The sequence below is a fragment of the Paraburkholderia fungorum genome (genome assembly GCF_902833645.1).
In the GTDB taxonomy this organism is placed as follows: Bacteria; Pseudomonadota; Gammaproteobacteria; order Burkholderiales; family Burkholderiaceae; genus Paraburkholderia; species Paraburkholderia fungorum.
The window spans coordinates 1-25,874 of sequence record NZ_CADFGE010000007.1 but is presented as its reverse complement, the minus strand read 5'-3'; the positions used below and the strand labels follow the sequence as shown (position 1 = coordinate 25,874).

The following is a 25,874-nucleotide window of genomic DNA, read 5'->3' as shown; positions in this document are numbered from 1 at the left end:
GCCGGCGTAGCGGGAATTCCACGTGCCGTCGTTATTTGTCCTGCTACGACTGCTCCGTCATAGCGTCGACTTTCTGTCCCGCAAGCTCATCATCACGCGGGGATTCAAACGGAAGCGTTGCTCCTGCGTGTTCAGCCAGAGCGATTTCGCCGCGACGCCGAAGAACAGCAGGCAACCCAGCGATTCAAAAATGTCCGTGGTGATGCCGCTGATCAACAGAAACAGCAACATCGTCCATGCAAGCCTATCTTTGGATTCACTAAAGAACAGTAGTCTTGCCAACAGAACGATGAAGATAAGCATGCCGAATACGCCGAAGTTCGCGATTGCATAGAGCGCGGCGTTGTCGGCATAGCCAATATTGAAGCCGAAGTTCTGGTGATAGTAGGTCGTCGCCGCGCCAAAACCGCCGGGACCGATTCCGAACCAGATGAGATTCTCCCGGAGCATGCCCTGCAGCAGCAGCGGCCACGTGTTCTCGAATCGGTCCTGAAACGAAGCGAGCGCGCCGCCCCCAATGATCGAATGATTGATTGCCGCCGTGATGGCAAACGACGCAAGCGGCAGCAGGAGCACAGACGCCGCAGCCCAGGCGGCCGCTTTTCTGATCGTGTCGAGCTTTCCGAATCGCTCGATGCACAACACGACCGCCAGCGCAACGAGCGATGTCTTATTGGTCGTGGCCCAGATGGAGAGCCCCGCCACTGCAAGCATCAGCGTCGCGAATGCGAGTGACCGGAACCTCGGTATCAGCCACGTCGAGAGCAGGCCGATCATGAGTCCGGTGGCGGCGCTATCGCGCCCGAAGCCCGGCAAGCGCGGTATTTCTCCGACGAAGTTCGAGTTCGTAACGTGCACAGCGGTCCCGTCCACCATCGTGCTTGCCCCGACCCAGGGCAAAGGCGTGAAGTAACCGAAATAATTCACCAGCACGCCTAACATGCAAATCGCCGCGACGATCACGAAGGCCGCCCGGGCTAGCGGGCGGCCGAGTATCTCGATCGCTTCAGGCGGCGCCAGAATCGCGAAGAACATGGGCAATACGGTCCACCCCCAGAAGGCCACTGCGCTTGCACTGATGCCGTTGAAAAGCGACACGCACGCCTGCATGGCGAGGTACAGGAAAACGAGCAGGTGGCTCACCTTGGGGCGATACGAAAGGAACAGCACAACGCACGCGGCCATCATCAGCTTGGGCAGATAGATGGCCTGTGGCGCCCCCGCGAGCGACGTGTAGTAGCGGATCGCGCCGGACATGACATCGCTTAAGACGCCGATGAAAAAGGTGAATACCCAAAGTGCGCCCATCACGCGTTCCCCGCATCTATCGGCATTGGGTGTTCGCTATGCCCGAGTGCCGACGCGTCGTGAACGGCGGCATTCGTGAACCTTCGGATCACGTTGTGAGTAATCTGCGAAACGATCGCGTGACTGGTCGCGCCGCTGTCGCCCAGAACGCGCGGCCAGTCGGTCGTACCGCCATTGAAAACCCATCCCTGATTGAGCCCGTCACCCAGCTCCGGCCTGAACATGCCCATCGCGCCGACGCCGCCTATTTCCCACCCCACCAGCCGCGACGTATCGGCAAGCGTAACGAATCCGTTCGGAGCGGGCGGTACGCCGTCGACTTCGTAGCCGACCAGATGGTCTTCGGCGCCGAACGTCTGCCCATTCTTTAGGCCTGTCCCATCGAATGCCCAATGATCGGCGTGCTGCACGGTAAAGCCCACCGGTTCGCGGCCGGTTCTCACCCATTTCCGCCTGAACCGGCTCCAGATACCGTACGATCCGCCACCATAGCCGTAACTCAAGCCGATCAGATTGCTCTCGTTGAAATCCGGCCATTGGTCGGCGAGCCGGTTCATTTCCTTGATGTTCTGCAGGTCCCCACTCGTGCCGAAATCAATCGGCCGATAACAGGTGTTACCGCTGAACACGGCCAGATTGCCGCCGCCGGCTATGAAGCGCGAGACGTGATCGCGCATCTCCTGGGTCCAATATTCATGGTGACCGACGCTCAGCATGCAGCGATACTTGCTGAGATCGAGGTCCGTCCCACGATGCAGATCCACGTCGGTATAAAAATCGCACGCAAGATGTTGCGTAAGCAGCCAGCGGATGAATTTGGCATCCCAGTGAGTGAAGTGCTGCCTGGGTGAGCGCTTATCGTATGGGTCTTCGGCATGACCGATCTGAATACCGAGTCCGCCGCCTGGTCGAAGGAGACTCACCTTCGATGCCGGACGTGTACGGTAGACGGGATCGCCGTAAAAGCAGCCGCCTCCCATCGAGTTGTAAGCGTGATAGGTGGCGATCGGCACCACGTACGCGATGGATGCCGCCGGCGAACGCGGCCGGATCACGACCAGCGCCATGCTGTCGCTATCCGGCGGCCCGGCGAAGACCGGCAGACGCGCAGCACAACGACGCCCCAGATCCGTCAGCGGCTCGCCGTTCTTGTCGACTTCGTAAGCAATCGCCGCATAAGCTCCGCTTTCCAGCGCGTGAGCCTGCGGCTTGACTGTGATCGTCGGCCATTGCCAGTCGCGGTCGAATCGAACCGGTTTGCGCTCGCGCGACGATTCGAATACGTAGTTACCGTTGATGAGTTTCGCCGTCACGTCCCGCGTCGTCACCGCCGTCACGCCGCACACGCTGATCAATGACTCCTCGCCCCGTTGCTGATAGATCGCAATGGAGAACCGGCTGCGCGGCTGCACAGCCAGGTCCAGATTGTCTGCGGCAGTAAACGAAGTTTGAAGTGGGTAGAGTTGCATGCCTCGCGCGCCTCGAAAAGTCACTTATCGGTCGCTGGCTCAGGGACGATCGTCCAGACGACTTGAATCGACACGGCTCGGCGCTGCTACGGCTGGCCGCAACTCCATGCCCAGCGTGCGCTTGATCAACCCCTTCATCTGAAACACGCGACGGTTGACCGATATCTGCGTACGAAAGCGCAACTCGGGTAACTGCTCCTTATGTTTCACCGCGAAGCTTCGGTACTTCGCGGCGGTCTCCTCCACCAGCTTCATGGCCTGGGGAAGCACGGACGCATCGACGCGAGAAGCGAGAAAACACTGATTGGCGAAGAACTTTCTGAACAGTGCGAGCCAGTAGACCCGCTCATCTTCCGCCTCGCTTTTCTTAAGTGCATCCGCGGCGAAGTGTGCGACGCATTCGACTGAAAATAACGTGGTGGTCTGCGTAATGCTGCCCGCGCGCCGCCGATAGTAATAGAGGCGATCGCGAATGCCGTACAACGTCTGGGCGCGCTTGTACACCAGCGGAATAGCAAAAGCGTCTTCGTACACGCGACCGACGGGGAATTCGATACCGTCCCACAGCTCGCGGCGGTACACGCGCGAGCCGGAATGAACCTGACATATGCGCGCAAATTCGAGCAGGGTCGTCATGCTGTTGGTACGCAGCCCGGTCGATGCGCCGTCCACCATCGTTAGTGCGCCCACTACGCGCCCGCTGGAATTCACCATCCCGACATTGAATTCGATGATGTCCGCGGTGTCCGCATCGAGCAGCGGCATGATGATGTCCGAAAAATTCGGCGCCCATTCATCGTCAGAATCGAGGAAACCGATGTAGCGGGAGGTTGCACGCGCTATCGCGGTGTTACGGGCTGCGCTGACGCCGCGGTTCTCCTGATGAATCACCGTGATGCTGTGTCCGCTCGCCTCTTCCTTGACCTGAAGAATTTCCTTCAACGTGCCATCGGTCGAGCCATCGTCGACTACGATGAACTCGATCTCTTCCGATCGTGGTTGAGCGATCGCCGATCTGAGCGCTACGCCAATGTAGTGCTCGACGTTGAAGGCCGGGATTACCACGGACAAAATCGTCTCGCCGCTGCGTCTATCCACTGATTTCATAGGATGGGTGAGCCTTAAAAATCGTCGTCGATTCGTTTTATGCGGACCACGCGAATATTTCGGTACGCCCCCTGTACGACTGCATATTGCGGTGCGGCGACGAGATCGTAAGTTCGGAAGCACACAGTGCAGGCACATACCGCCGAGTGGAATCGACCGGAACACGGATGCAAAGCGCAGACGATTGCCGGCGACACTGAAATGTGACGTATCGCACCGACCCAAAATTACCGGTTAGCTACCGTCATCAAGTTGGAAATGCGCGTGTCAGTGGGCAGGCAGAGAGGGGACTTAGGTGCTTAACGTACCTAATGTACCTAATGTACCTAACGTACTTGGCGTGCTTGGCGTGCTTGCGTCAAACCAGTAGCAGTCCGACACCTCAATCAGGAGGCTTCACCTATGCCAGCGCCAAAAGTAAGCGTTCTGCTGCCCATGTACAACGTCGAACCTTACGTTGAAGCCTGCTTGATCTCGCTTCTAGCGCAAACCTCTTCGGACTTCGAGATCATTGCGGTCGACGATTGCAGCCCGGACAGATCAGGCGAGATTGCGGAGCGCATTCTGAATGCGCAGAACAAGGTGCCGTGGAAGTTGGTGGTCAACGAGCGCAACCAGGGGTTGGCCGAAACACGCCGAGTTGCGGCCATGCAGGCCGTTGGCGACTATGTGCTTTGCGTTGACAGTGACGACTATGTCGAACCGAATCTGATAGAGAGAGTAATCGAAGAAGCGGTCAAACATGACGCCGATGTGGTGATGTTCGCCGCGACGAACGTCAATGCAGACGGATCGGTGAATTACCAGATCGACAGTGAAGACAAGGTGATCAGCGGCGTCGAGGCCGTTGAGGGGATCATGGACCTGAAGCTGCAGGCCTACTGCTGGAACAAACTGGTGCGGCGCTCCATCTTTGCAGACGTGCACCATCCAAGCGGACTCATCTACGAAGATATCTGCGTGTCGGTCCAGACCTTGGGCAAATCCAGAACGGTCCGGCTGATACCTGACCGTTTGTACTTCTATGTGCTTCGCGATTCGGGAATCTCGACGCGCTTCAATCCAAAGATCCTCGATCTTTTCGCCATCATGGATCTGGTGGAGAAGACCACGGCTTCACTTCCGATCAAGAACCGGGAGCGGCGTCTCTTCAGGCTGAAGTACATCTATGGCTTCAGAACCATCGCGTTTCAGGTGGCAATGAGAGCACCCACGTATCGACTGGCCAGCCCCATTCTCGAGACTGTCGCCGAGCGCTTGCATCCTCAGCATCTTTATCGCATGTATGCGGATAGCCGTCCGAAGCTGTCATTCGTGATGTGCCTGCTCAAGATACATCCGAGAATCTTCTACAGCTTCGTCCGGCGCTTTTCCGTACGCTAGGACCTCTGCGACAAGTCATGCTGAGGCCGGTTGCGCGCGCCACGCGCAACCGCCTCATTTACTTGCTTAAGGTACCGGCGAAGCTGCAACCGCCGCTTTGATCGTCGCGTAGATCGGCTTCTGAGTCGCACTGCTGGTCATGATGCCGTAGTTCCCGGTCGGATCGTCGTACAGTTCGTACCAGTTGAAACCGATCACGTTGTACGTAGCCTTGGCCGCGACGAGCTCAGGAATCGTCTTGTTGATATACGTCTGTGCCTGCGCCGTGGAGAAGTCGGTGTTCACGCCGATTTCCGTGAACATGATCGGCAGGTTGTACGCGTCATGCAGGGACTTCAGAACGTTGTAGTTCGTGCCCGTCACACCCCACGTATTCTCCGGATCGCCACCGTCGGAGTACCAGTGCAACTGGATAATGTCCGTCTTCACCACCGGGTGTCCGGTCGAGCCATCCGGCTGCGTACCCGTCAGCATGCCCTTGTACCAACCCAGATGCAGGAAGCCCGATGAGGCGGTGTTGATGATTTTGGTCGTGCCGGTGGTGTCCACCGAACGCCAGCCGTCGTAATAGCCGCGCAGCGCGCCGCGCCAGATCGGCCACGTGTTGTTGTCGTAGTCCGACACGTTCGCACCGTCGTTAGCGACCGGTTGGTTGTGGCTATCGAGATCGTATTCATTGCCGAATTCGACCGCCGGAATGCCCTTGAACTTGGTCGCTGCGTACGCTGCCATCGAGTATGCGTAGGCGTAAGCGCTCGCCTCAGTGGGCGTTTGGCCGTTCAGCGAGGGATCGTCCCACGGATAGGCGTCGATCATCGGCATGACCGTGATCTTCGAGCCCATGCCCGGGATAACCGTATTCGCGACCGTATCGATCTGATCGTAGCCGTGGATGTCCTGGCGCGTTCCCGTCAAGCCAAGATCCGTGAGTGTCGCGGCCTGGGTGGCGAGCGGAACCGACGTGTAGATGCCGCCGTAGTTGTAGTGCTGATTGACGCCGAAGAACGGAATCGCCGCAGACTTCGTGGTGCCGGCCGTGCTGGATGCCGCGGTGGAAGTCGTCGTGGAACCGGAAGTGCTGCCCGAGGTGGAGCCCGAAGTAGAAGCAGGACGCGGATCAGCCGATGCTACCCAGTTGCTGTTCTGCCAGACCCACCATTGGTTGTCGACGTTCTGCTGATACATCTTGCCGGCGTACCACAGCAACAGCGTGACGTTCATCGTAAAGCCGGCCTTCTGGCCCGCGCGATAGGCCACGCCACTCTTCACGGTCCAGACAGCGCCCGATGCATCGTTGATTGAGGTAGACGGGGGAATTGCGGTGCCGCTGACTGACGCCGGATGCTTGGCGACGTTCACTACGGTGGTCGGATCGACGGCGTTGGCAGCAACACCCGCGGGGTCGCTACCGCCACCACCGCCACCACATGCCGCAAAAATTGGCACAACTAAGTAGATGGAATAATTGATTAAATTTCGTAGTTTCATCTTTGTGACTCTGAGCTTTTAGCGGCCTAAAACCAGAAAAAAGTTCGCCCCGGCGTCCTCGGGGGAAGCCATCGACGACTGGTTCAGGATGAAAGAAGGCAGGACGGCTTGTGCACCCGGCAAAACTGGGCACAACTTCACAACATGCGTACCGCCTAGGCAGAACCTACCGCTGTTCTGTCCGATAAGGTGAGGCAATGTTACACAGATGAAACGTTTTTCTCGAGTTTTGAACCGTAACAACGTGTAACGTCTGACTAATAGGCGGTAAGTTTCACTTTTATATTATTAATATAAAATCAAATCGTCTAATTTGACCGGTCCGGCGCGGATCCGTGGAAACCCGCACCAGGCCTAGCTCTGAGCGCCTTTGAACGGCGCGAAATGACTTGCCGTGGAACAACACCGAGTCAATAAATCAAGCAATTTTTAAATCTATTTCGTTGTGCGACAGAGACGATTTTTTATTGGGGTTATATTCAATTGAAACTATTTCTTTAGCTGTTGTTGATGGGTCATCGAGTCGAAACACCGCGACGGCATCACGCAATGCGACGGCGTGCTCTTCCAGCGATTTGGCCGCTGCCGCAGCCTCTTCCACGAGCGCCGCGTTGTGCTGCGTGACTTCGTCGATCTGTGCGACTGCCTTGTTGACCTGTTCGATCCCGTCGCTCTGTTCGAGCGCTGACGCTTCGATCTCGTTCATGACACCCGTGACGCGTTGAACCGCGTCCATCGCTTCATGAATTGTCTTCTGCGCATCGGACACGAGCGATGCCCCCTGCTCCACTTTCGCGGCCGATTCGCCGATCAACTCCTTGATCTCCTTCGCCGCCGAGCCGGACCGCTGTGCGAGGCTACGCACTTCCGAGGCAACCACTGCAAAGCCTCGCCCCTGCTCCCCCGCACGCGCTGCTTCGACGGCCGCGTTCAAGGCCAGGATGTTGGTCTGAAAGGCGATGCCTTCGATCATGCCGATGATCTCGGCCACTTTCCTCGACGACTCGCTGATTCCATCCATTGTCTCGGTGACACGCGACACCACAGCACCACCACGCGTCACCGTATCCAACGCACCCTGCGCCAACCGGTTTGCCTGCTTCGCGTTATCCGCGTTCTGCTTCACCGTCGCCGAAAGCTGTTCCATGCTTGCCGCGGTTTGCTGAAGCGCGGCGGCCTGCTGTTCGGTGCGCGACGACAGATCGGCGTTGCCCGACGCAATCTCGTTCGCACCTTGAGTGATTGCCGTCGTGCTGCCGCGCACCTTGGCCACCGTCTCGACCAGGCCGTCGCGCATCTTCGTCAGCGCACCGAGCAACTGGCCCATCTCGTTGCGCGACTTGCTTCTGATGCTGATCGTCAGATCGCCGGCTGCGATTCGCTCGAAATGTTTGATGGTTGCATTGACCGGCTTGATCACCGCCGCCGACAAGCCGACCCGCGCCATCACGCCGATCACCAAGGCAATCGCGCCGATGCCGGCGAACAGCAGCGTCGCCATCTGGAAGCGCTGCGCAGCGGTCTCGGCCTGCTGGCGCTGGCTATCCATTTGCACACGCTGGAGGGTATCGATGGACTTCGAATACGTCGCGTAGAAGGCGTTCGCCGTCTCACCCTGGATGTTGCGGAAGGTGTTGAAGTCGAAATCGGTCAGCGCCTTGAACTCGGGCTCAATCGCTTTATCGACAAGCGCACTACGTGCCTGCTCGACGGATTGCGCGAGCTTCTTCTCCGCCTCGCTTGCGAACGGACCCGCCATGTAGCTGCTGAAGTCCTTGTTCGATTCGACCAGCACCTTATGCGCAGCCGGCAACAACTCATCCGTTTGCTTGCCGACGCTGAAGAGCGTCTGATAGGAGCCGAGCGCGAGCTGCACTTGCAGCAGCTTCTCGGAGCTCGCCTTCAGATGTGACAGAGCCACTGCGCTGTGCTGCGTTTCATCGAGGCTGCTATTCGCCAGCTTCAATGCGCCGTAGCCGACGCCGATCACAATCAGCAGGAAAGCAACGAACACGCTGATCACGAGCGTCAGGCCGCCGCGAATGGTGATGTTATTAAGCATTGGGTCTCCGGAACGTCCTAATGATCGGCGGCGAACCCCACGAGTCGCTGGCGATCAACCTTTTCGCCTGCAACTTACACGTCGCCGCATCCAGGTTAACGGCCTTCCGCGAGCCTCGTTAAATAGGTGAAATCCATGACGGGCATGGGTTTGCGGGCAGTCGCAACCTCACTATCTGGGATTTTCCGCATAATCGGAGCAAACCCTGCTTTTCAGGACGGCATGCGTTTCGTTTGTATAATTCGGCGTCTCCGCTCAGGCCCACTTTCATGCTTAGTTTTGCGCTCGGCTTTCTCGTTTCACTGCTGATCACATTGTTGATCGTGCGCTATGCGCATCTGCATGAGAAATTCTCAACCGATTCCGATCTGGCCGGGGTGCAGAAATTCCATGTACGGCCGGTGCCGCGCATTGGTGGCGCCGGGATTCTGATCGGCTTGATCGTCTCCGCGGTGCAATTGCATCATGCCTATCCTGCCGTGTCCGGCGGCATCCTCGGGCTGATCGCATGCGGCATGCCGGCATTCGGCTCCGGTCTGGTCGAGGATCTCACCAAGCGCGTATCGCCACTTGCACGGCTCGTCTGCACGATGGCCGCCGCCGCCTTCGCCTATTTCCTGCTGGATATCGCGGTTACGCGCATCAGCGTGCCGCCGCTCGACTTTCTGCTCTCGTATGCGGTGATCTCCTGTGCGGTCACGGTGCTGGCCGTCGCGGCGCTCGCGAACGCAATCAATATCATCGACGGCTTCAACGGCCTTGCATCGATGGTCGCGTTCATGATGTTCGCGTCGCTCGCTTATGTCGCATTCCAAGTGTCCGATCCGATCGTGCTATCAGCGTCGTTAATGATGATGGGCGCGGTGCTTGGCTTCTTCATCTGGAATTTTCCGGCCGGGCTGATTTTTCTCGGTGATGGTGGAGCGTATTTCATCGGCTTCATGCTGGCCGAGCTGTCGATCATGCTCGTGATGCGCAATCGCGATGTGTCGGCGTGGTATCCGGTGCTGCTTTTCATGTACCCGATCTTCGAGACCTGCTTCTCGATCTACCGGAAGAAATTCATTCGCGGGATATCGCCCGGGATTCCCGATGGCGTGCATCTGCATATGCTGGTTTATAAGCGGTTGATGCGCTGGGCAGTCGGCACGCAAACCGCTCGTGAATTGACGCGGCGGAACTCGCTGACGTCGCCTTACTTGTGGCTGCTATGCCTGATCGCCGTCGTTCCGGCGACGTTGTTCTGGCGGCATACGCTGCATCTGTTCTGTTTTGTGGTGGTGTTTGCGGCGACTTATGTGTGGCTTTATGTGAGTATCGTACGGTTCAAGTCGCCGCGGTGGATGGTGGTGAGGAAGGGGAAGCGGTAATAGAAAAAAGGCGCTCGAAAGCGCCTTTTTTGCATGACAAAGCGAGAAATTCCCGTCGCAAGTGCGATCTAGGAAGCCCGCGTGATTGGCGTAACATTGCCGACGCTACGCAGCGGCGGTGCATTGGCCGGCTGATATTCCGGCACCCAGCGGCGCAGGTCGCGACGCACTTCATCGTCGCTTAACACGCGATGCTGCATGAGCCAGGGCAACAACTTGTCCAGCAGATCATCCGACACTTCACGCGCGCGTGCCGTCCGCAGCTTGGGATGCGGCGTGCGCGTCGTCGTTTCGTCGCAGGCCAACAATTCTTCGTAGAGCTTTTCGCCAGGCCGCAGACCGGTAAACACGATCCGGATCTGCTCCTCGCTAAAGCCGTACAAGCGAATCAAATCGCGCGCCAAGTCGACGATCTTCACCGGCTCGCCCATGTCGAGGATGAAGATCTCGCCGCCATGCCCCATGCTAGAAGCCTGAAGCACGAGTTGCGACGCTTCCGGGATAGTCATAAAGAAGCGCGTGATCTCGGGATGCGTGACGGTGACAGGGCCACCCTTCGCGATCTGCTGCTGAAACTTTGGAATGACACTGCCGGCACTGCCAAGGACGTTTCCAAACCGAACCGTCTCGAATTGCGTGCGCGAACTGGTCTGCTGCAAGGCTTGACACGCCATTTCGGCCAGACGTTTGCTCGCGCCCATGACGTTGGTCGGATTGACTGCCTTGTCAGTCGAAATCAGCACAAAATGTTTCACATCATGACGAATTGCCGCGCGTCCCACCCGATAGGTGCCAAGCACATTGTTACGTACTGCCTGCCAAGCGTTCTGCTCTTCCATTAACGGAACATGCTTGTAGGCGGCCGCATGAAATACGATGTGCGGTGTATGACGCGACATCACCTGATCGAGAAGCAGAGAGTCCTTGGCATCGCCAATGACCGGAATCACGGACACGCCCGGAAAACGCTCGTTGACTTCTTCGGTGAGCCGATAAATTGCGAATTCGGACAGATCGTACGCAATAAGTTGAGCCGGCCGGAAGCGCAGAATCTGGCGGCACAATTCAGAGCCAATAGACCCGCCAGCGCCAGTGACCATCACTATCCTGTCATGCAGCAGCGCTTCAACGTGGGGTGTATCGATAGTGATCGGGTCACGACCCAGCAAGTCTTCGAGGTCGATCTGTCGCACGCGCGACAAGAACGCCTGGCCTTGCGTGACGTCGGTCAGCGCCGGTAGCACAAGCGCCCGGACACCCGCGCGGACACATAGCGTCGCAACGCGTCGCTGCACGTCCACGGTGGCGGAAGGAATGGCAATGATCGCGTATTCGGTTTTCAGCGTCTCAGCCAATTGCGGCAATTCGCTGATCGAACCGAGTACCTTGTAGCCGTAGATCTCGCGCCCATGCTTGGAGACATCGTCGTCGAGCAGACCGACCAGGCGCCACTCGCTCGAACGCGACAGCTCACGGGCAAGGCTCGCCCCCGCGTTGCCCGCGCCGAGCACGACGACCGGTTTACCCTTGGCAACGAGGCCACCGTACAGGTAGAACTCTTTGGTCGCACGGTACAGTGCGCGTGATCCGCCCATCGCGAGAAACAGAAATAGCGGTGACACCACCAGCACCGAGCGCGGCACGATCGGCATAGGTTGAACCAGCACCGATGCAACCATAACGACGAGCGCGCCAGCGGCGACTGCTTTCGATATACGTACAAGATCCGGCAAGCTGGCAAAGACCCACATGCCACGGTACAGGCCGAAGATGCGGAACATAATGCCGTAAGTCGGCAGAACCCAGATGAGCGAGTGGATTGCCCCGACCCGAAAGTCTTCCGGGATCAGGCCGTTGAAACGGATGATGTACGCGACCAGCCAGGCGGCGGCGACTGCGCACAAGTCAAAAAGGAAAGCGCTGAAAGATAGCCAGGTGGCCTTGCTTCTTAACATCAGCGTTATACCTCAGTTATCGGACAGTGTTGATTGGAAACGACGCCAGCGCAAATCGACAAAAGCGCCTGCTGCACAGAGGACGGCGACCCAACCGGCCAGCGCCCACGACTGGAACGTCACTGAGCGGCCAAGTGCATAAATAGCAAGCATTATGCCAGCTACCATTAGTAGATACCACGTCAAAGCTGTCCTGGCGTGCCCAATTCCGGAGCGCACCATCCGTTGATAGTAGTGCTCGCGGTGCGCTTGCCAAAATTTTTCACCTCGCAACAGCCTACGAGCAAGCGTAATTGAAGCGTCGGCTATGAAAGGCGCAAACACTACCATCGGGAACCATATGGGCCAGATTCCTCCGCGCCATCCCCAATAACCAAGTGCTCCTGCTAGAAATCCCAGTGAAATCGATCCCGCGTCGCCGAGAAAAATGCGCGCCGGATGAAAATTGAACAAGAGGAAGCCGAGCGCGGCGCCGGAGATGGCTGTGGCCGACCACGCCAGCTCTGGCGAAGGACGGTCGCTTAGCACTGCCCCAGCCGCATACCCGGCAAAGCCGAACAGCGCCATACCGCCCGCCAGGCCATCGGCGCCATCCATGAAGTTGTAAAGATTAACCAGCCAAATCATCAAAAAGGCAAGAATTACTAAAACCCACCACGGCGCATTAGCGGGGAAAAGCACTACCAGCGCGACCACTGCGATCAGATGCGCGGTAAATCTCACTCTCGCGGGCAATCCGCGACGGTCGTCAACTTGTGAAATCGCCGCCAGAAAGGCGGTGCCGAGAGCGGCATACCAAAGGCTCGGTGCAAACAGCAGCGTGCCCACCACAGCCACCGGCACAATGCCCCAGCCGCCCACGCGTGGCGTTGGCACGACGTGCAACGAGCGGTCGTTGGGAACATCTGTGGCAAGGCGCCAGGCCATACCGGTTCGCAGCAATGTCCAGAGGATGGCTGCGCATAAGCACGCCGCGCCCAGCGCAACCAGGGTTACGGTAATCCACATGGGAAAGGTCGAAAGGTCCATCAGAATGCGCGCCCTCAATGGGTGGATCGATACCAACGGGCAGTTTCCGCCAGTCCCTCGTCGGTGGAATACGGCGGCTGCCAGCCGAGGGTCGTACGTATGCGTGCGGTGTCGAGCTGCAGGGCGCCGATAAGCCGGTCCACCTGCGCCGAACGGCCCGTCAGCCGCCCCGCAAGACGCAGCAAGGCCGGCGGAACTGGCAACAGGCGCGCGGTCTTTTGCAGGTGCTTGGCGAGCGAGCGGGCCAGTTCAGCGACGGTCGGAGACGCCGAGTCTGCAACGTGAAAACATTGGCCCGCGGCGCGCGGATCTATAGCGCAATGCATCAGAGCGTCCGCAAGGTTGTCGACGTAAATCAGGCTGCGCCGTGCGTCGACCGAGGCTAGCGGCAACGGCACCCCCTTCCAGATCGCGTCCATCAACCGCAAGAAATTGGCACGCACCTGTGGACCGTACACCAGCGGCGGGCGTACGATCACGACATCCAGGCCGCTCTGCGTTCCGTAACCAGACAACAACTGCTCAGCCGCAAGCTTCGAGCGACCATATGCGTCCTGCGGCATCGGTGTGTCGTCTTCGCTTAGCGGACGGCCAGGATCGCCTTCGGCCAGCGCCTTAACGCTGCTGACGAAGACGAAGCGGCTTACGCCATGACGTCGCGCTGCCTGCGCGACGCGCAGCGCGCCATCCACGTTGGTTGCGCGAAACGCCGCGTCCGGATCCGCAGACTCCTCGCGCATCACATGAACTCGCGCCGCGAGATGTACGACACAGTCGACTTGCAACGCAACGGGCCATGCTGCGTCGACGCCCGTGAAATCCGCACTGACGTCGATCCATTCGTTCACGTCTTTTTCAAGTTGCCCCGCACGCCTAACAAGGCCGGTGACCGTATGCCCGGCGTCAAGCAATGCGCGACAAAGCGCATGACCGACAAATCCATTAGCGCCTGTGACGAGCACGTGACTCATAGCCACTTCCAGCCAAACCGATTGAAGAATTTGTACGCCGACGCCATGAACATGCGAATGTGCGCGGTGCCTTTGCGCGCTGCGCCACCGCCGTGATGCAGTACGCGTACCGAAGGCGTGTAGACAACCCGGGTAACTTCATGCGCACGAAGACTCAAGTCATAGTCCTCGAAGTAAAGGAAATAGCGAGCATCAAAGCCTCCCAACCGTTTCAGCACAGAGGTGCGGAACAGCATGAAACAACCGCTCACGATTGGCGGATCCCAGAAGATATCGCGTGCGTTGATCTGGTCGCGCATCTCGTAGCGAGCAAGGCGGCGTGTGAAAAACCGCCGCAGCCGCGCAGGCAAAAAGCCCCGAGCGAACAGATCAAGCAACGTCGGGTAACGTCGGCATAGGAACTGCTGCTCACCGCGCTCGTCGCCGATCCAAGGCGTAATCAGCCCAGCTTCTGGACGCTGCTCAAAGAAATCGACAGCGCATTCAAGCGCGTCGGGCGCGAGATCAATATCAGGATTCAGCACGAGGTGATAGAGGCTGTTGCTGCGCTCGATCGCCAGATTGTGGCCACGGCCGTAACCCACATTCCCATGGCCAGCAATGATCGAACAGAGGACACCGCGCGCCCGAAGCCTATCCAGCGCTACGGAAACGTCAGACAGGCCGCCGTTGTCGATCAGATAAAGAGTGACCGGCAGGCCTGGCCGCGCCGCATGCAACGCGTCGCACGCGGCGCCGAGGCTAGCGAGCGTGGAAGTTAACTGTTCGATATCAGGCCGGTAGACCACCACCGATACGGACATTCCGACGGATTCGGAGTGCGGCGCGCTTTTGGCTTTCATGTGTGTAAAACTGCGTGCCTTATGGACGACACTTCGTTGTGTGGCCGCAACAAACCCGAAGTTTGCTCAAATTTCGCGGCTTCGGCAACCGGCATTTCCTTTTGTTACGGGCTCGACTTTGCCACATCGAGCCCCGTTATTTTGCCCGACCTCGAACGCTCCGCCTCAGAATTAAGTACCTTGCCAGCAAGGTTGTGCGCAATATCATGGAATAGTAAAGTATCGCCGCCAAACTCCGCGTCTTCCGTAACCAGCGGGATTAAGCCTGACTTCGACGCGTCGCCCGCTCGGTAATCCGACGTTCACTAACATGACTACAGCCCAAAGGGCAGATTGAATGCGCAGCAGACCACTTGTAGTCGATCTCGATGGCACATTAATTCGCTCAGACGTTCTGATCGAGTCGGGCTTCGCCTATCTTAAGGCGGCGCCGCACCGCTTCTATGAGCCTCTGCTATGGTTGGCGCGCAACGGCAAGCCCGGATTGAAAGCACGCCTCGCTGACACGACGAACGTGGACGTCACCGTGTTGCCGTATGATCCGGTCGTGCTGAAATGGCTAAAAGCCGAGCAGGACGCCGGCCGTACTCTCGTGCTGGCCACAGCGAGCCATGAGCGCTATGCACAAGCAATCTCAGCTCACCTCGGCCTCTTCGACAAGACTTTTGCCACCAGCGGCGACATCAATCTTTCCGCCCATAACAAGCGCGATTTGCTTGTGGCCGAGTATGGGGAAAAAGGCTTTGACTACGCCGGCAACTCGCATGACGACGTGACAGTCTGGCAATCGGCAGATCGCGCGTACGTCGTCAATCCGGGAAATGGCGTGGAACGTGCCGCTCGTAAGATCGGCAATGTGGAACGTGTAATTGAATCGCGTCCGCCCTCTGTCCGGACTTGGGCGAAATCGTTACGTCTGCACCAATGGCTAAAGAATCTCCTCATTTTTGTGCCATTACTGGCCGCGCATAAATTATCATCCCCTGATCTAGCCTTTGCAGCCCTGCTGGCATTTTTCACATTCGGCTTGTGCGCTTCGAGCGTCTATCTGCTAAACGATCTCCTCGATCTCGAAGACGACCGCCATCACCCCGTCAAACGCAAACGCCCGCTTGCCTCCGGCGCACTGCCACTTACTTGGGGCATCGGGCTCTTTCCTGTCCTACTGATAGCCTCATTTGCTTTGGCATGGATGTTCCTGCCTTGGCGGTTCTGCGTGGTTCTGCTCGGTTACTACGTCTTGACCCTTGCGTATTCGATGTTTCTCAAGCGCCAGGTGATGGTCGACGTCGTTGTGCTAGCAACGCTTTACACGATCCGTATCATCGCTGGCACGGCGGCCATCGGCGGCCTTTTGACGTTTTGGCTGCTCGCATTCTCCATGTTCATTTTCTTGAGCCTTGCGCTCGTCAAACGGTACGCCGAGCTGCATTCCATGAAGGAGCGCGGGCTCGTCAAAACGCGCGGCCGCGGCTACGTAGCGAGCGATCTTTCGCTTATCTCATCCCTTGGGACGGCATCCGGCTACCTGGCTGTACTCGTTCTTGCTCTCTACATTCAGGACGCGAAGACCGCAGGCATGTATCGCCATCCGCAGGTAATCTGGCTCGCCTGCCCGCTGCTACTCTACTGGGTCAGCCGCACCTGGATCATTGCCCACCGTGGCCTGATGCACGACGATCCAATCGTTTTCGCCGCGCGAGATCGCATGAGCCTCGCCGTCGTCGTACTTTGCGGCCTCGTCTTCTGGGCTGCGACCTAAGCGATGAATACGGTGCTGTCATGGGGGCGCTACCCGCATTTGCCGCAGGAAGTACACACTGCCGCCTGGCGCGATGGCGTACGCGCTGCGTGGACGGATGCAAGCCGCGAACATGGCACCGCGCTCGCCTTCGGCAACGGCCGCAGCTACGGCGACAGTTGCCTCGCCGCCTCGGGTCACGTCGTGCAGACGCTACCGCTCGACCGACTCATTACGGCAGACTGGCAGACCGGCGTCTTGCGGGCGGAGCCTGGTGTCACGCTCGAACAGATTCTCGACGTCGCGATTCCGCGCGGCTGGATGCTTCCCGTGACCCCCGGCACCAAGTACGCAACCTTGGGCGGAGCGATTGCGAACGATGTTCACGGCAAGAATCACCACGTACGCGGTACCTTTGGCCGGCACGTACGCCGCTTCGCGCTCGCGCGTAGTGACGGCACGCAGTTCGAATGCACGCCAGACGAACAACCTGAATATTTTTCCGCCACAATCGGCGGACTCGGCCTGACTGGGCTAATCCTCTGGGCCGAAATCCAGCTGATGCCGATCCGCTCCAGCATGATCGACATGACGAGCATCCGCTTCGCCAATCTCGACGAATTCTTTTCGTTGTCGGAGCAACTCGACCCGCTGCACGAATACAGCGTTGCGTGGGTGGATTGCCAGAGTCGTGGTTCGGCGCTGGGTCGCGGCATTTTCATGGTCGGCGACCATGCAAATGACGGCCCCCTCGAGGTCACGCGGCGCAAGAAGCGGACGGTGCCGTTTACGCTGCCGATCCCCGTGTTTAACCGCGCCACGTTGCGCGTGTTCAACGAGCTTTACTATCAGAAGCAGCAACGTGGCGAAGTAAGCACACAGGTCAGTTACGACACTTACTTCTATCCGTTGGATAGCCTGCTGGAATGGAATCGGATTTATGGCCGCGCCGGCTTCCAGCAGTACCAGTGCGTCGTACCGCCGAACACAGCGCGCGACGCAACGCGCGCGATCCTCGATGCGATTGCCGCAAGCGGCACCGGTTCGTTTCTCGCTGTGCTCAAGCGTTGCGGCGATGTGCGCTCGCCGGGTCTTCTGTCATTTCCACGGGAAGGCACATCGCTGGCGCTCGATTTTCCGCAACGCGAGGCGCTGAACATGCGGCTCTTTACCCAACTCGATGCGATCGTGCGCGAAGCGGGCGGCCGCATCTATCCGGCCAAGGACGCCCACATGCCGGGCGCCGACTTTCGCGCCGCCTACCCTCAATGGCAGCAGCTCGAAGCGCTACGCGACCCTGCTCTGCTGTCGCGCTTCTGGGAACGAACTACTCGAACATGAAAAACATTCTTATCGTCGGCGCCACGTCGGCAATCGCAATCGCCTGCGCCCGCCAATGGGCCAAAGAAGGCGCGCGCTTCTTCCTCGTCGCCCGCAACGGCGAGCGTCTCGAACAGGTAGCGAACGATCTGACTGCGCGTGGCGCGCAACTCGCCGCCTGCTATCAACTGGACATTGATAGCGTGGAAAAGCATTCCGGCATGCTCGAACGCTGTGCAGGCGAACTCGGCGCACTCGATATCGTCCTCGTAGCGCCCGGCACCTTGCCGGATCAAGCAGCTTGTCAGGCCGATCCAGCTTTGGCTGTACGCGAATTCAATACAAACGCCGTGTCAGTAATTGCATTGCTGACTCCGATCGCCAACATCCTCGAAGTCCAGAAGCGTGGCGCGCTGGCCGTGATCTCATCGGTGGCGGGCGACCGCGGCCGGCCTTCGAACTATTTGTACGGTAGTGCCAAAGCTGCGCTCTCCGCGTTCTGCGAAGGTCTCAATGCCCGGCTCTTCAAGGCCGGTGTACACGTGGTGACGATCAAGCCGGGTTTTGTCGCCACCCCGATGACTGCCGGTTTGCCGTTGCCGGCACCGCTCGTGGCAACGCCCGAGCAAGTCGCGAGCGACATCGTACGCGCCGTCGAAAAACGTAAAGACGTGCTTTATACGCGGTGGTTCTGGGCGATCATCATGATGATCATCCGGTCAGTGCCCCGTTTCCTGTTCAAGCGCGTATCGCTGTAATGCAGGGAACGCAGATGAATCGCCGAGAGACCGTGGGCAGCTATGCCCTTTTCGCGCTGGGCGTCGTTACATTCGCGACGACGGTATTCGCAGTGTGGCGGCACTTTTCCCCGGTGCCGTTCGGCGATTCATGGGATGGCACGATCGGCTTTTACATGCGCGCCATGCAAGCGCCGTGGCAGTCGTTCTTTGAGCAGCACAACGAACACCGCCTGACGTTTTCACGCCTGATATTTTTCGCTGACGTGCGATATTTTGGCGGGAGAAATGTCCTTTCGCTGATCGCCAATCTGGTGCTCGCAGGCGCGCTCGCTGCCACCTTCTACCGCGTCACGCTCCATCACCGCGCCACGCTTTCGCGCCCGATGCGGTTTGGCCTCGCAGGCGGAGTTCTGGTATTTACGTTTTCGTGGATTCAGAACGAGAACTTCACGTGGGGCTTTCAGAGCCAGTGGTTCGCCGTTTATCTCTTCGCCCTCTTCGCCTTTCATGCGATTGAACGCACGGCTGAAGCGGAGGATCGCGATCAGCGCGCAAAGTCTCGCGGATGGTTTGCTACTGCGTTGGCAAGCGCATGGATCGCGGCCTATTCGATGTCGAGCGGTGTGCTGGTGTTGCCGGTACTGGTCGTTCAGGCAACCTATCTACGACTGAAGCGGCGCGACCTGGCAGTGCTCGTTGTGCTTACCGTAGCCGTATGGTTTGCGTATTTCATCGACTGGACAAAGCCTGCCAGCAGCGGCAACCTGACCACCGGCTTGCGCGAGCATCCAATTGGCGCACTTAGATATGTATTGCTGTATCTTGGCGCGCCGGCGTTCCACGCCCGACTCGGCCAGGTAGTTGCATACATCAGTGGGATGTGGGCTTTGGCGGTACTTGTGGCCAGTTGTGTCAAGACCGCACGGGTCCGTGAAAAGCGCCCGCAAGGCATCGCAATGTTGGCATTTGCCATATTTGTAGCGGGCAACGCAGTACTGACTGCAAGCGGGCGGCTCTGGTTCGGTATCGGAACTGCGTTGGCTTCGCGTTACACCACCGCCTCTCTGACATGCTGGCTCGCGCTGATCATCTTTATGGCGCTCAACAGCAGTACGGCGAAGCAATTTAAGCGTGTAATAATCGCGGCGGTGATCGCTACGTTGATTGTCGCGTCGGGCCAGCGCTTCGTAACCCATTCCGATAATGATGTGGTTTACTCGCGTCTCGTTGCAGGTCTCGCATTGCGCGCCCACGTCTATGATCCCGACATCACCAAGGCGGTCTATCCGTTCCCCGATGCTCTGACCAATGTCGCCAAGCAAGCCGATGTAGCCCAGATTTCAATCTTTGCACCGGATCAACCCGATTTTCTCGTGCCCGCCGATCGCATCAGCACCGCGGCCGCATGCGACGGAGCAATCGAGAACATATCGACCACGAGGACCCCGGGCATCTATCGTGCAACAGGATGGATCTACGACACGGCGATTCGGCGAACGGCTCGAGCCGTCGTCGTCACCGATGCCTCGGGCACAACTCTCGGCACCGGCATTACAGGCGGCGGCCGAGACGACATTCGCAAGAGGTTCGGCCGAAGTGCGGCATACAGCGGCTGGACAGCATTTTTCAAGGCGCCGGCGCCGGGGAGCATACGGATAAGCGGGCAAATTGCTGCAAATACGTACTGCGCCCTGCAAGACGAAAAAACCATGCCCGCTGCGGCCAGCACTTCGAATCAATAGCCAGCGGTGCTGCATCGATCACGTAACCAACGCCCCAGCTGCTTTTCGGATCGCCCTGAGCTTGCTTGTATCATCTAGCTCCTACGACGTTGCAAACAGCATCTAAATTCACCGAGTGAACGCATGAATCAGACCCGCATCCTTCTTCCAGGCGGCGCCGGCCTAGTCGGCCAGAATCTTGTTGCGCGACTGAAAGCGCGCGGGTATTCCAATTTGGTTGTACTCGACAAGCACAAAGCCAACCTCGAAGTGCTTCGCGAGGTCCATCCGGACGTCACGGCGATTTATGCCGACCTTGCCGAGCCGGGCGGTTGGGAACAACACTTCAAAGGCGCGGACCTTGTTGTCATGTTGCAAGCGCAGATCGGCGCACCGACCATCGAACCGTTCATTCGCAACAACATTACCGCCACGCGCAACGTACTCGACGTGATCAAGCAATATCAGATTCCGTACACCGTGCACATCAGCTCTTCAGTTGTGAACTCGGTGGGCGAAGACTTCTATACGGACACTAAACGCGAGCAGGAAGAGATCGTGCTCGCCTCGGGTATCGAATGTGTTGTGCTGCGGCCCACACTGATGTTCGGCTGGTTCGACCGTAAGCATCTGGGCTGGCTCTCACGCTTCATGCATCGCGTGCCGGTGTTCCCGATCCCGGGCAGCGGCCGCTATATGCGCCAACCGCTGTACGTCGGTGACTTTTGCAACGTGATCATCAGCTGCATCGAGTCGCGCATCAAGGGCCAGGCGTTCAATATCACTGGCCTCGAACAAGTCGACTACATCGATATCATTCGCCAGATAAAACGCGCAACTCGCGCACGCTGCGCGATCGTACGGATTCCGTATGGGCTCTTCTACGTGTTGCTGAAGATCTACGCCCTCTTCGACAAAAACCCGCCGTTCACTGCCGACCAGCTCAAAGCGTTGACTGCCGGGGACGAATTCGAAGTGATTGACTGGGAAGGCATCTTCAAGATCCGAGCTACGCCGTTCGCGAAGGCGATGGACGAGACCTTCAACGATCCGACGTATAGCCACATCGCACTAGAATTCTGAGCAGGAAAAACACCATGAGCACAGAGCGCATTGCAGTCCTGGGCGCCGGACCAATGGGCCTCGGCGCGGCCTACCAGCTTGTCAAGGACGGTCGCAAGCCAGTCATTTTCGAAGCCGATGATCGCGTGGGCGGGATGGCCGCATGTTTCGACTTCGGCGGCCTTTCGATCGAACGTTATTACCACTTTCACGCGATTTCCGATCACGCATTTTTTGAGGTGCTGCGCGAACTCGGTATCGAAGAGAAAATGCAGTGGCGCGAAACGAAGATGGGCTACTTCTATCAAAATCGCGTGCAACCGTGGGGTAACCCCATGGCATTGCTCAAGTTCAAAGGCCTCAGCCTGCAGGCCAAATTCCGCTATGGTCTGCACGCATTTCTGTCGACCAAGCGCAACAACTGGAAGCCGCTCGATCATGTCGAGGCAACTGGATGGATCCGCCGGTGGATCGGTGAAGAGGCGTGGGAAGTCCTTTGGCGGCGGCTCTTCGACTACAAGTTTTACGACTACGCCTATAACCTTTCCGCGGCCTGGATCTGGAGCCGCATCCGCCGTATCGGCCGGTCGCGCTACAACCTCTTTCACGAGAAGCTCGGCTACCTCGAAGGCGGGTCCGATACGCTGCTCAACGGGATGCGTGATTACATCGTAGCGAACGGCGGCGAATTTCGCCTAGGCACGCCGGCACAGAAGGTCTCCATCGAAAACGGAAAAGTTACCGGCATCGAAGCAGGCGGTGAGTTTCTACCCTTTGACAAGGTCATCAGCACGATTCCGCTGCCTTACGTGCCGCGTGTGATGCCCGATCTGCCGGCGAGCATTCTCGACGCGTTTCGCAGCGTGAAGAACGTGGCGGTGGTGTGTATTATCGCCAAGCTAAAGAAGCCGGTCACCGAAAACTTCTGGCTGAATACGAATGACCCTGAGATGGATATTCCGGGCATCGTCGAATATACGAACCTGCGGCCGCTCGATCATCACGTCGTCTACGTGCCTTTCTATATTCCGGGTGAGCATCCTAAGTATCAGGAGGCCGATTCGGTATTTATCGATAAGGTGAAGCGTTATCTGATGAAGATCAATCCTGCACTGACGCAAGATGATTTCATCGACGTGCGGGCGAGCCGCTATCGGTTCGCGCAACCGATTTGCGAGCCGGGGTATCTGGACCGCCTGCCTCCGATCCAGTTGCCTGTGAAAGGTTTGCTAGTGGCGGACACCTCCTACTACTACCCTGAAGATCGGGGCATTTCGGAGAGCATCGGACTGTCCCGCAAGATGGCGAAGATGATATGACGCGCGCTCATACGGTCGCCAAACGTACGTTTATCTCGAAGAGCTTCCTGCTGTTTCTGTTGACCGGCGGGTTCGCTGCGGCGGTCAACTGGGGCAGCCGGATCGTCTACAACATCTGGATGCCGTATTCGACGGCCATCGTGATTGCGTACATCACAGGCATGATCACGGCGTTTGTGTTGGCGAAGCTGTTTGTGTTCACGAAGAGCACGCAATCGACCGGGCGCTCAGTGTTCTTCTTTACGCTCGTGAATTTGGTTGCGGTGGTGCAGACGTGGGCGGTTAGCGTGGGGCTGGCGTATTACGTGTTCCCAAGGATGGGGATGACCTGGCACGCTAGGGATGTCGCGCATGCGGTTGGGGTCGCTGTGCCGGTTTTTACGAGCTATATGGGGCATAAGCGGTGGAGTTTTAAGCATTAGTGTCTGCCGCGCAAGTTGAAGCTGGCAGTAAAGGCCTAGACAACCTTGGCATCGATCCGAAAGAATCTGATCCACCGGTACTTGAGGGAACCGGAACGATTCCCTCCATATCGATTGTCTTCAAGAACACGCTAATTAAGCACGAACTGGGCGCAGGGCTACGCGATCATCTGGGCTGCCGGGCGAGCGCTGAGCGTACGCCCGAAGCGACCAACTAACGTAACGGTAAGAGCCGCCACCACAAAAACATTCAATCGCAATGACTATTACGCCTGTTGCAGGCTAGCCTGTCCTCTACCCCGCAATCCTGATGTGCTTTTGAATGCCGCAGGAAAGTGTTTGACCGCCTTTGGTCAACTGAACGTCCAGCAAGTAGTCACCTCTAAGAGGGGCGACATCAAACCAAGCGATATAGCCGGCAGGTCCCATAGCGGGCTTTTCAAAATGGGCATTCACATCCCTTCTGAACTGCAGATGCGCAGGCATCCTGACAGTTCTTTTATCTAGCCCGGTAAGGGTGACAGCGGCCGTCTCCGGAGCAATGCCATTCTTTCTTGACCAGACAGCCCATCCATCGACACGCAGGGTTTTGCCGGTCACCGTCGAGATCGACAGGAGCGATTCACCGTTGATCATGGGTGGGGAACACTCAGCGTCCGCGCCAATCGCTGGAGCAAGATTGCCGGGCACTTGGGATGTCATCATGATCGCGTTGGCAAGTTTGTTTCGCGCCACGGGTATCGTGCTAAATACGGTCGTGATCTTCTGACTCCAATGCGACTCAGACGCTCGGACTCTGATCGTCTGCACGCGGAGGTTTTGGAAATACTCTTGCCGTTCGTCGGTATATAGGGCGACGAGATCAAGCTTCGATTGGACGAGGGGTGATAAAACAAAGCCCGCGCGTGCCATATCCGGTGGCATCCAATACGTCAGAGATCGACCATCTACCAACGTGACTTGGAGTTCGATGCGGGAATTTTTTAGTAGAGCGTTCAACACCTGACCGAGCAGGGTCGGCTGAATGTCGATGCGGACGAAAAGTGGATTTTCGGTCTTTGGGATTGTTGTCGCCTCGTTTAGGCGAAGTTCCATCGTTGAACCGACAGCAGCGCGAGGAGCGTTCGATGTGCGATCCATTAGAGCGTATTCGTTAACAAATTTCTTTGGATGGTATCGGGTCAGCAAAGGGATCCAACTCGGGCCGTCCTCGATCGTCGGGAACCGGCCGTCGATTGGGGCGATGCCGAAGAATAGGTGTTGCGGCGCGTTTTCGTCTGATAGATGGCGGGCGTCGATATTTGCAAGCGATGACGTATAAGCGGAATAGCTCTGTGTAACGGGCCGGGGGGTCCACCGCAACCCATATGCGAGCAATATCGAAATGTCGATCGGGTAAATGTCTGCAGTACCGTCAATACTCAAGAGAGGATTTTTCTCTCTGATTTGACGGAGATGGTCACTGAATGAAGATTCCAGCGCTTCGCCGCGACTTCCGACCCACGTCGGACTTGTCAGAATGGCATATGTTTCACGAGACACGCGTTGGAAAAACGAGCCGTTCTCGAATTGCCAGTACGATTGGTCAATGTACCAATACCCTCCGCAAGTGACCGCGAGCGCCACTGCTGCTACTGCTGGGCGACGCGCCGTAACCAGGACTACACACATCACGACAAGAGACATCGTCATCATGACATGCGCGTCAGCCCGCACAAATCCAGCTTTGACACTGAGGAACAAAACGAAGACAAATCCAACTCGCCATGCCCACGTGACGAACCCTGCACGCTCACAAAATTGCCATGACGCGAGTAGGAGCACGCTTATGCACACGGCCGTTAGCCAAACCTCGTAAGCATGTGCAGGTAGGCTCATAGCTCCTGCATAACCCGACACGATGGGCAACTGCGCGTGAAAAAATAGCGGCAACGCTTCGATCGGTTGCCCGGCAAATTGCCACGCGAGCGCCATTGAACAGAAGAAAACTGGCAGAGTGACGACCGACCGTCTCCAGCGTCTCCAGAGCATCGCCGGCGCGAGAAACAGTGCTGGTCCGACGGAGATTGCGAATGTACCCTTCACGAGCGGAATGATGCCTAGTGCCGCCGCTCCGATCAGCAGAGCCACTCGTGTCAACGCGTCGTGGTCGATCCTGTCTGGATGGTCGGGCGGTAATGCTGCTCGCGCAGCGGTAGCCAGATAGAAAATCGGCAACATGAAGAACGGTGCATCACGCACGAAGCCAATCAGCATGGCTGGCCAGAGCCACATGAACGATTTCGGCGAATATCGGAGTTGCGCGACAACCATCAGCATCCACGCCACTCCAATAACAAGGGCACCGCCCAACATCAGATTGTCGGTTCCAGGGTGGTATAGCCGGGTAAACAACGATGCGTATGGGCCATACGTGAAGATCATGTCTCGGCCAAACACCATGCCGCGGGCGACAGCCTCATTCATGGCATATGCCCATCGTGTTGCCTCACGAAGGAATGTTACCCGACGGATTGTTGTCGTTTCGCTTTCCTTCTTCTTTTCTTTCGTGGTTTTCCGGGCGCG

19 protein-coding genes are annotated in these 25,874 nt (G+C 57.8%); 9 read left to right on the top strand and 10 right to left on the bottom strand.

All coding sequences use genetic code 11. The annotated features are described in order from the left end of the window. Window positions 1–57: 57 nt before the first annotated feature. From HWX91_RS21430 to HWX91_RS21420, 3 genes are read right to left on the bottom strand one after another with little or no spacing between them, the layout of a single operon-like run. Window positions 58–1,308 (bottom strand): membrane protein, encoded by a 1,251-nt coding sequence (locus HWX91_RS21430; protein WP_042276841.1) that lies wholly within the window; start codon window positions 1,306–1,308, stop codon window positions 58–60. Beyond that, a complete protein-coding gene (locus HWX91_RS21425; RefSeq protein WP_028199830.1) occupies window positions 1,308–2,777 on the bottom strand; it encodes a N,N-dimethylformamidase beta subunit family domain-containing protein in 1,470 nt (489 codons plus the stop codon). Before HWX91_RS21425 ends, HWX91_RS21430 begins: the two co-directional genes overlap by 1 nt. A 39-nt stretch (window positions 2,778–2,816) precedes the next feature. Beyond that, window positions 2,817–3,884, bottom strand: coding sequence for a glycosyltransferase family 2 protein (locus tag HWX91_RS21420; RefSeq protein ID WP_221306618.1), 1,068 nt, complete (start codon window positions 3,882–3,884; stop codon window positions 2,817–2,819). A 402-nt stretch (window positions 3,885–4,286) separates the two neighbouring features. On the opposite strand from HWX91_RS21420, the gene HWX91_RS21415 reads away from it, so the two are divergent. Then, window positions 4,287–5,267 carry a glycosyltransferase family 2 protein gene (locus HWX91_RS21415; protein ID WP_028199831.1) on the top strand — a complete coding sequence of 327 codons (981 nt, stop codon included), beginning with the start codon at window positions 4,287–4,289 and terminating at the stop codon, window positions 5,265–5,267. Window positions 5,268–5,333: 66 nt separating this feature from the next. Here the strand turns inward: HWX91_RS21415 and HWX91_RS21410 are convergent, their stop codons facing one another. Both HWX91_RS21410 and HWX91_RS21405 read right to left on the bottom strand, forming a co-directional pair. After that, on the bottom strand, window positions 5,334–6,452 hold the full coding sequence (locus HWX91_RS21410) for a glycosyl hydrolase (protein WP_042276882.1): 1,119 nt from the start codon (window positions 6,450–6,452) through the stop codon (window positions 5,334–5,336). Between the two features lie 721 nt (window positions 6,453–7,173). Then, window positions 7,174–8,817: a methyl-accepting chemotaxis protein gene (locus HWX91_RS21405; RefSeq protein ID WP_028199832.1), complete on the bottom strand. Its 1,644-nt coding sequence runs from the start codon at window positions 8,815–8,817 to the stop codon at window positions 7,174–7,176. Between the two features lie 269 nt (window positions 8,818–9,086). On the opposite strand from HWX91_RS21405, the gene HWX91_RS21400 reads away from it, so the two are divergent. Further along, on the top strand, window positions 9,087–10,187 hold the full coding sequence (locus tag HWX91_RS21400; RefSeq protein ID WP_028199833.1) for an MraY family glycosyltransferase: 1,101 nt from the start codon (window positions 9,087–9,089) through the stop codon (window positions 10,185–10,187). A 68-nt stretch (window positions 10,188–10,255) separates the two neighbouring features. On the opposite strand, the gene HWX91_RS21395 is transcribed toward HWX91_RS21400, so the two are convergent. The 4 genes from HWX91_RS21395 to HWX91_RS21380 are packed head-to-tail and all read right to left on the bottom strand — an operon-like array spanning window position 10,256 to window position 14,984. Further along, window positions 10,256–12,142 (bottom strand): polysaccharide biosynthesis protein, encoded by a 1,887-nt coding sequence (locus tag HWX91_RS21395; protein WP_028199834.1) that lies wholly within the window; start codon window positions 12,140–12,142, stop codon window positions 10,256–10,258. Window positions 12,143–12,154: 12 nt separating this feature from the next. Then, entirely contained in the window at window positions 12,155–13,171 is a 1,017-nt protein-coding gene (locus HWX91_RS21390) for an MraY family glycosyltransferase (RefSeq protein ID WP_042276885.1), read from the bottom strand. Window positions 13,172–13,185: 14 nt separating this feature from the next. After that, the gene (locus HWX91_RS21385; protein WP_028199836.1) at window positions 13,186–14,142 is read right to left on the bottom strand and encodes a UDP-glucose 4-epimerase family protein; all 957 of its coding nucleotides are present in this window, start codon (window positions 14,140–14,142) and stop codon (window positions 13,186–13,188) included. After that, window positions 14,139–14,984, bottom strand: coding sequence for a glycosyltransferase family 2 protein (locus tag HWX91_RS21380; RefSeq protein ID WP_028199837.1), 846 nt, complete (start codon window positions 14,982–14,984; stop codon window positions 14,139–14,141). The genes HWX91_RS21385 and HWX91_RS21380 overlap by 4 nt, the downstream gene beginning before the upstream one ends. Window positions 14,985–15,321: 337 nt before the next feature. On the opposite strand from HWX91_RS21380, the gene HWX91_RS21375 reads away from it, so the two are divergent. The 7 genes from HWX91_RS21375 (at window position 15,322) to HWX91_RS21345 (ending at window position 23,309) form a co-directional block, all read left to right on the top strand. Next, window positions 15,322–16,746, top strand: a complete 1,425-nt coding sequence (locus HWX91_RS21375; protein WP_028199838.1) for a UbiA family prenyltransferase — start codon at window positions 15,322–15,324, stop codon at window positions 16,744–16,746. Window positions 16,747–16,749: 3 nt separating this feature from the next. Continuing rightward, complete coding sequence (locus HWX91_RS21370) at window positions 16,750–18,066, top strand: FAD-binding oxidoreductase (RefSeq protein WP_028199839.1); 1,317 nt, start codon at window positions 16,750–16,752, stop codon at window positions 18,064–18,066. Then, complete coding sequence (locus HWX91_RS21365) at window positions 18,063–18,803, top strand: SDR family oxidoreductase (protein ID WP_028199840.1); 741 nt, start codon at window positions 18,063–18,065, stop codon at window positions 18,801–18,803. The genes HWX91_RS21370 and HWX91_RS21365 overlap by 4 nt, the downstream gene beginning before the upstream one ends. Window positions 18,804–18,817: 14 nt before the next feature. Beyond that, window positions 18,818–20,527 carry a hypothetical protein gene (locus HWX91_RS21360; protein ID WP_028199841.1) on the top strand — a complete coding sequence of 570 codons (1,710 nt, stop codon included), beginning with the start codon at window positions 18,818–18,820 and terminating at the stop codon, window positions 20,525–20,527. 123 nt (window positions 20,528–20,650) lie between these two features. After that, complete coding sequence (locus tag HWX91_RS21355; RefSeq protein WP_028199842.1) at window positions 20,651–21,589, top strand: NAD-dependent epimerase/dehydratase family protein; 939 nt, start codon at window positions 20,651–20,653, stop codon at window positions 21,587–21,589. A gap of 14 nt (window positions 21,590–21,603) precedes the next feature. Next, complete coding sequence (locus HWX91_RS21350) at window positions 21,604–22,887, top strand: NAD(P)/FAD-dependent oxidoreductase (RefSeq protein ID WP_028199843.1); 1,284 nt, start codon at window positions 21,604–21,606, stop codon at window positions 22,885–22,887. After that, window positions 22,884–23,309, top strand: coding sequence for a GtrA family protein (locus HWX91_RS21345; RefSeq protein WP_028199844.1), 426 nt, complete (start codon window positions 22,884–22,886; stop codon window positions 23,307–23,309). Before HWX91_RS21350 ends, HWX91_RS21345 begins: the two co-directional genes overlap by 4 nt. 294 nt (window positions 23,310–23,603) lie before the next feature. Here HWX91_RS21345 and HWX91_RS21340 read toward each other — a convergent pair. Beyond that, window positions 23,604–25,874: hypothetical protein (locus HWX91_RS21340; RefSeq protein WP_176035677.1), on the bottom strand; the 2,271-nt coding region annotated here is incomplete at its 5' end.

Bases quoted from the DNA above. Each gene is read 5' to 3' on its own strand.
- HWX91_RS21380 (WP_028199837.1), bottom strand. From the start codon at position 14,984: ATGAAAGCCAAAAGCGCGCCGCACTCCGAATCCGTCGGAATGTCCGTA.
- HWX91_RS21410 (WP_042276882.1), bottom strand. From the start codon at position 6,452: ATGTATCAGCAGAACGTCGACAACCAATGGTGGGTCTGGCAGAACAGC.
- HWX91_RS21350 (WP_028199843.1), top strand. From the start codon at position 21,604: ATGAGCACAGAGCGCATTGCAGTCCTGGGCGCCGGACCAATGGGCCTC.
- HWX91_RS21360 (WP_028199841.1), top strand. From the start codon at position 18,818: ATGAATCGCCGAGAGACCGTGGGCAGCTATGCCCTTTTCGCGCTGGGC.
- HWX91_RS21370 (WP_028199839.1), top strand. From the start codon at position 16,750: ATGAATACGGTGCTGTCATGGGGGCGCTACCCGCATTTGCCGCAGGAA.
- HWX91_RS21345 (WP_028199844.1), top strand. From the start codon at position 22,884: ATGACGCGCGCTCATACGGTCGCCAAACGTACGTTTATCTCGAAGAGC.
- HWX91_RS21405 (WP_028199832.1), bottom strand. From the start codon at position 8,817: ATGCTTAATAACATCACCATTCGCGGCGGCCTGACGCTCGTGATCAGC.
- HWX91_RS21400 (WP_028199833.1), top strand. From the start codon at position 9,087: ATGCTTAGTTTTGCGCTCGGCTTTCTCGTTTCACTGCTGATCACATTG.
- HWX91_RS21430 (WP_042276841.1), bottom strand. From the start codon at position 1,308: ATGGGCGCACTTTGGGTATTCACCTTTTTCATCGGCGTCTTAAGCGAT.
- HWX91_RS21420 (WP_221306618.1), bottom strand. From the start codon at position 3,884: ATGAAATCAGTGGATAGACGCAGCGGCGAGACGATTTTGTCCGTGGTA.
- HWX91_RS21415 (WP_028199831.1), top strand. From the start codon at position 4,287: ATGCCAGCGCCAAAAGTAAGCGTTCTGCTGCCCATGTACAACGTCGAA.
- HWX91_RS21395 (WP_028199834.1), bottom strand. From the start codon at position 12,142: ATGTTAAGAAGCAAGGCCACCTGGCTATCTTTCAGCGCTTTCCTTTTT.
- HWX91_RS21390 (WP_042276885.1), bottom strand. From the start codon at position 13,171: ATGGACCTTTCGACCTTTCCCATGTGGATTACCGTAACCCTGGTTGCG.
- HWX91_RS21385 (WP_028199836.1), bottom strand. From the start codon at position 14,142: ATGAGTCACGTGCTCGTCACAGGCGCTAATGGATTTGTCGGTCATGCG.
- HWX91_RS21365 (WP_028199840.1), top strand. From the start codon at position 18,063: ATGAAAAACATTCTTATCGTCGGCGCCACGTCGGCAATCGCAATCGCC.
- HWX91_RS21375 (WP_028199838.1), top strand. From the start codon at position 15,322: ATGCGCAGCAGACCACTTGTAGTCGATCTCGATGGCACATTAATTCGC.
- HWX91_RS21355 (WP_028199842.1), top strand. From the start codon at position 20,651: ATGAATCAGACCCGCATCCTTCTTCCAGGCGGCGCCGGCCTAGTCGGC.
- HWX91_RS21425 (WP_028199830.1), bottom strand. From the start codon at position 2,777: ATGCAACTCTACCCACTTCAAACTTCGTTTACTGCCGCAGACAATCTG.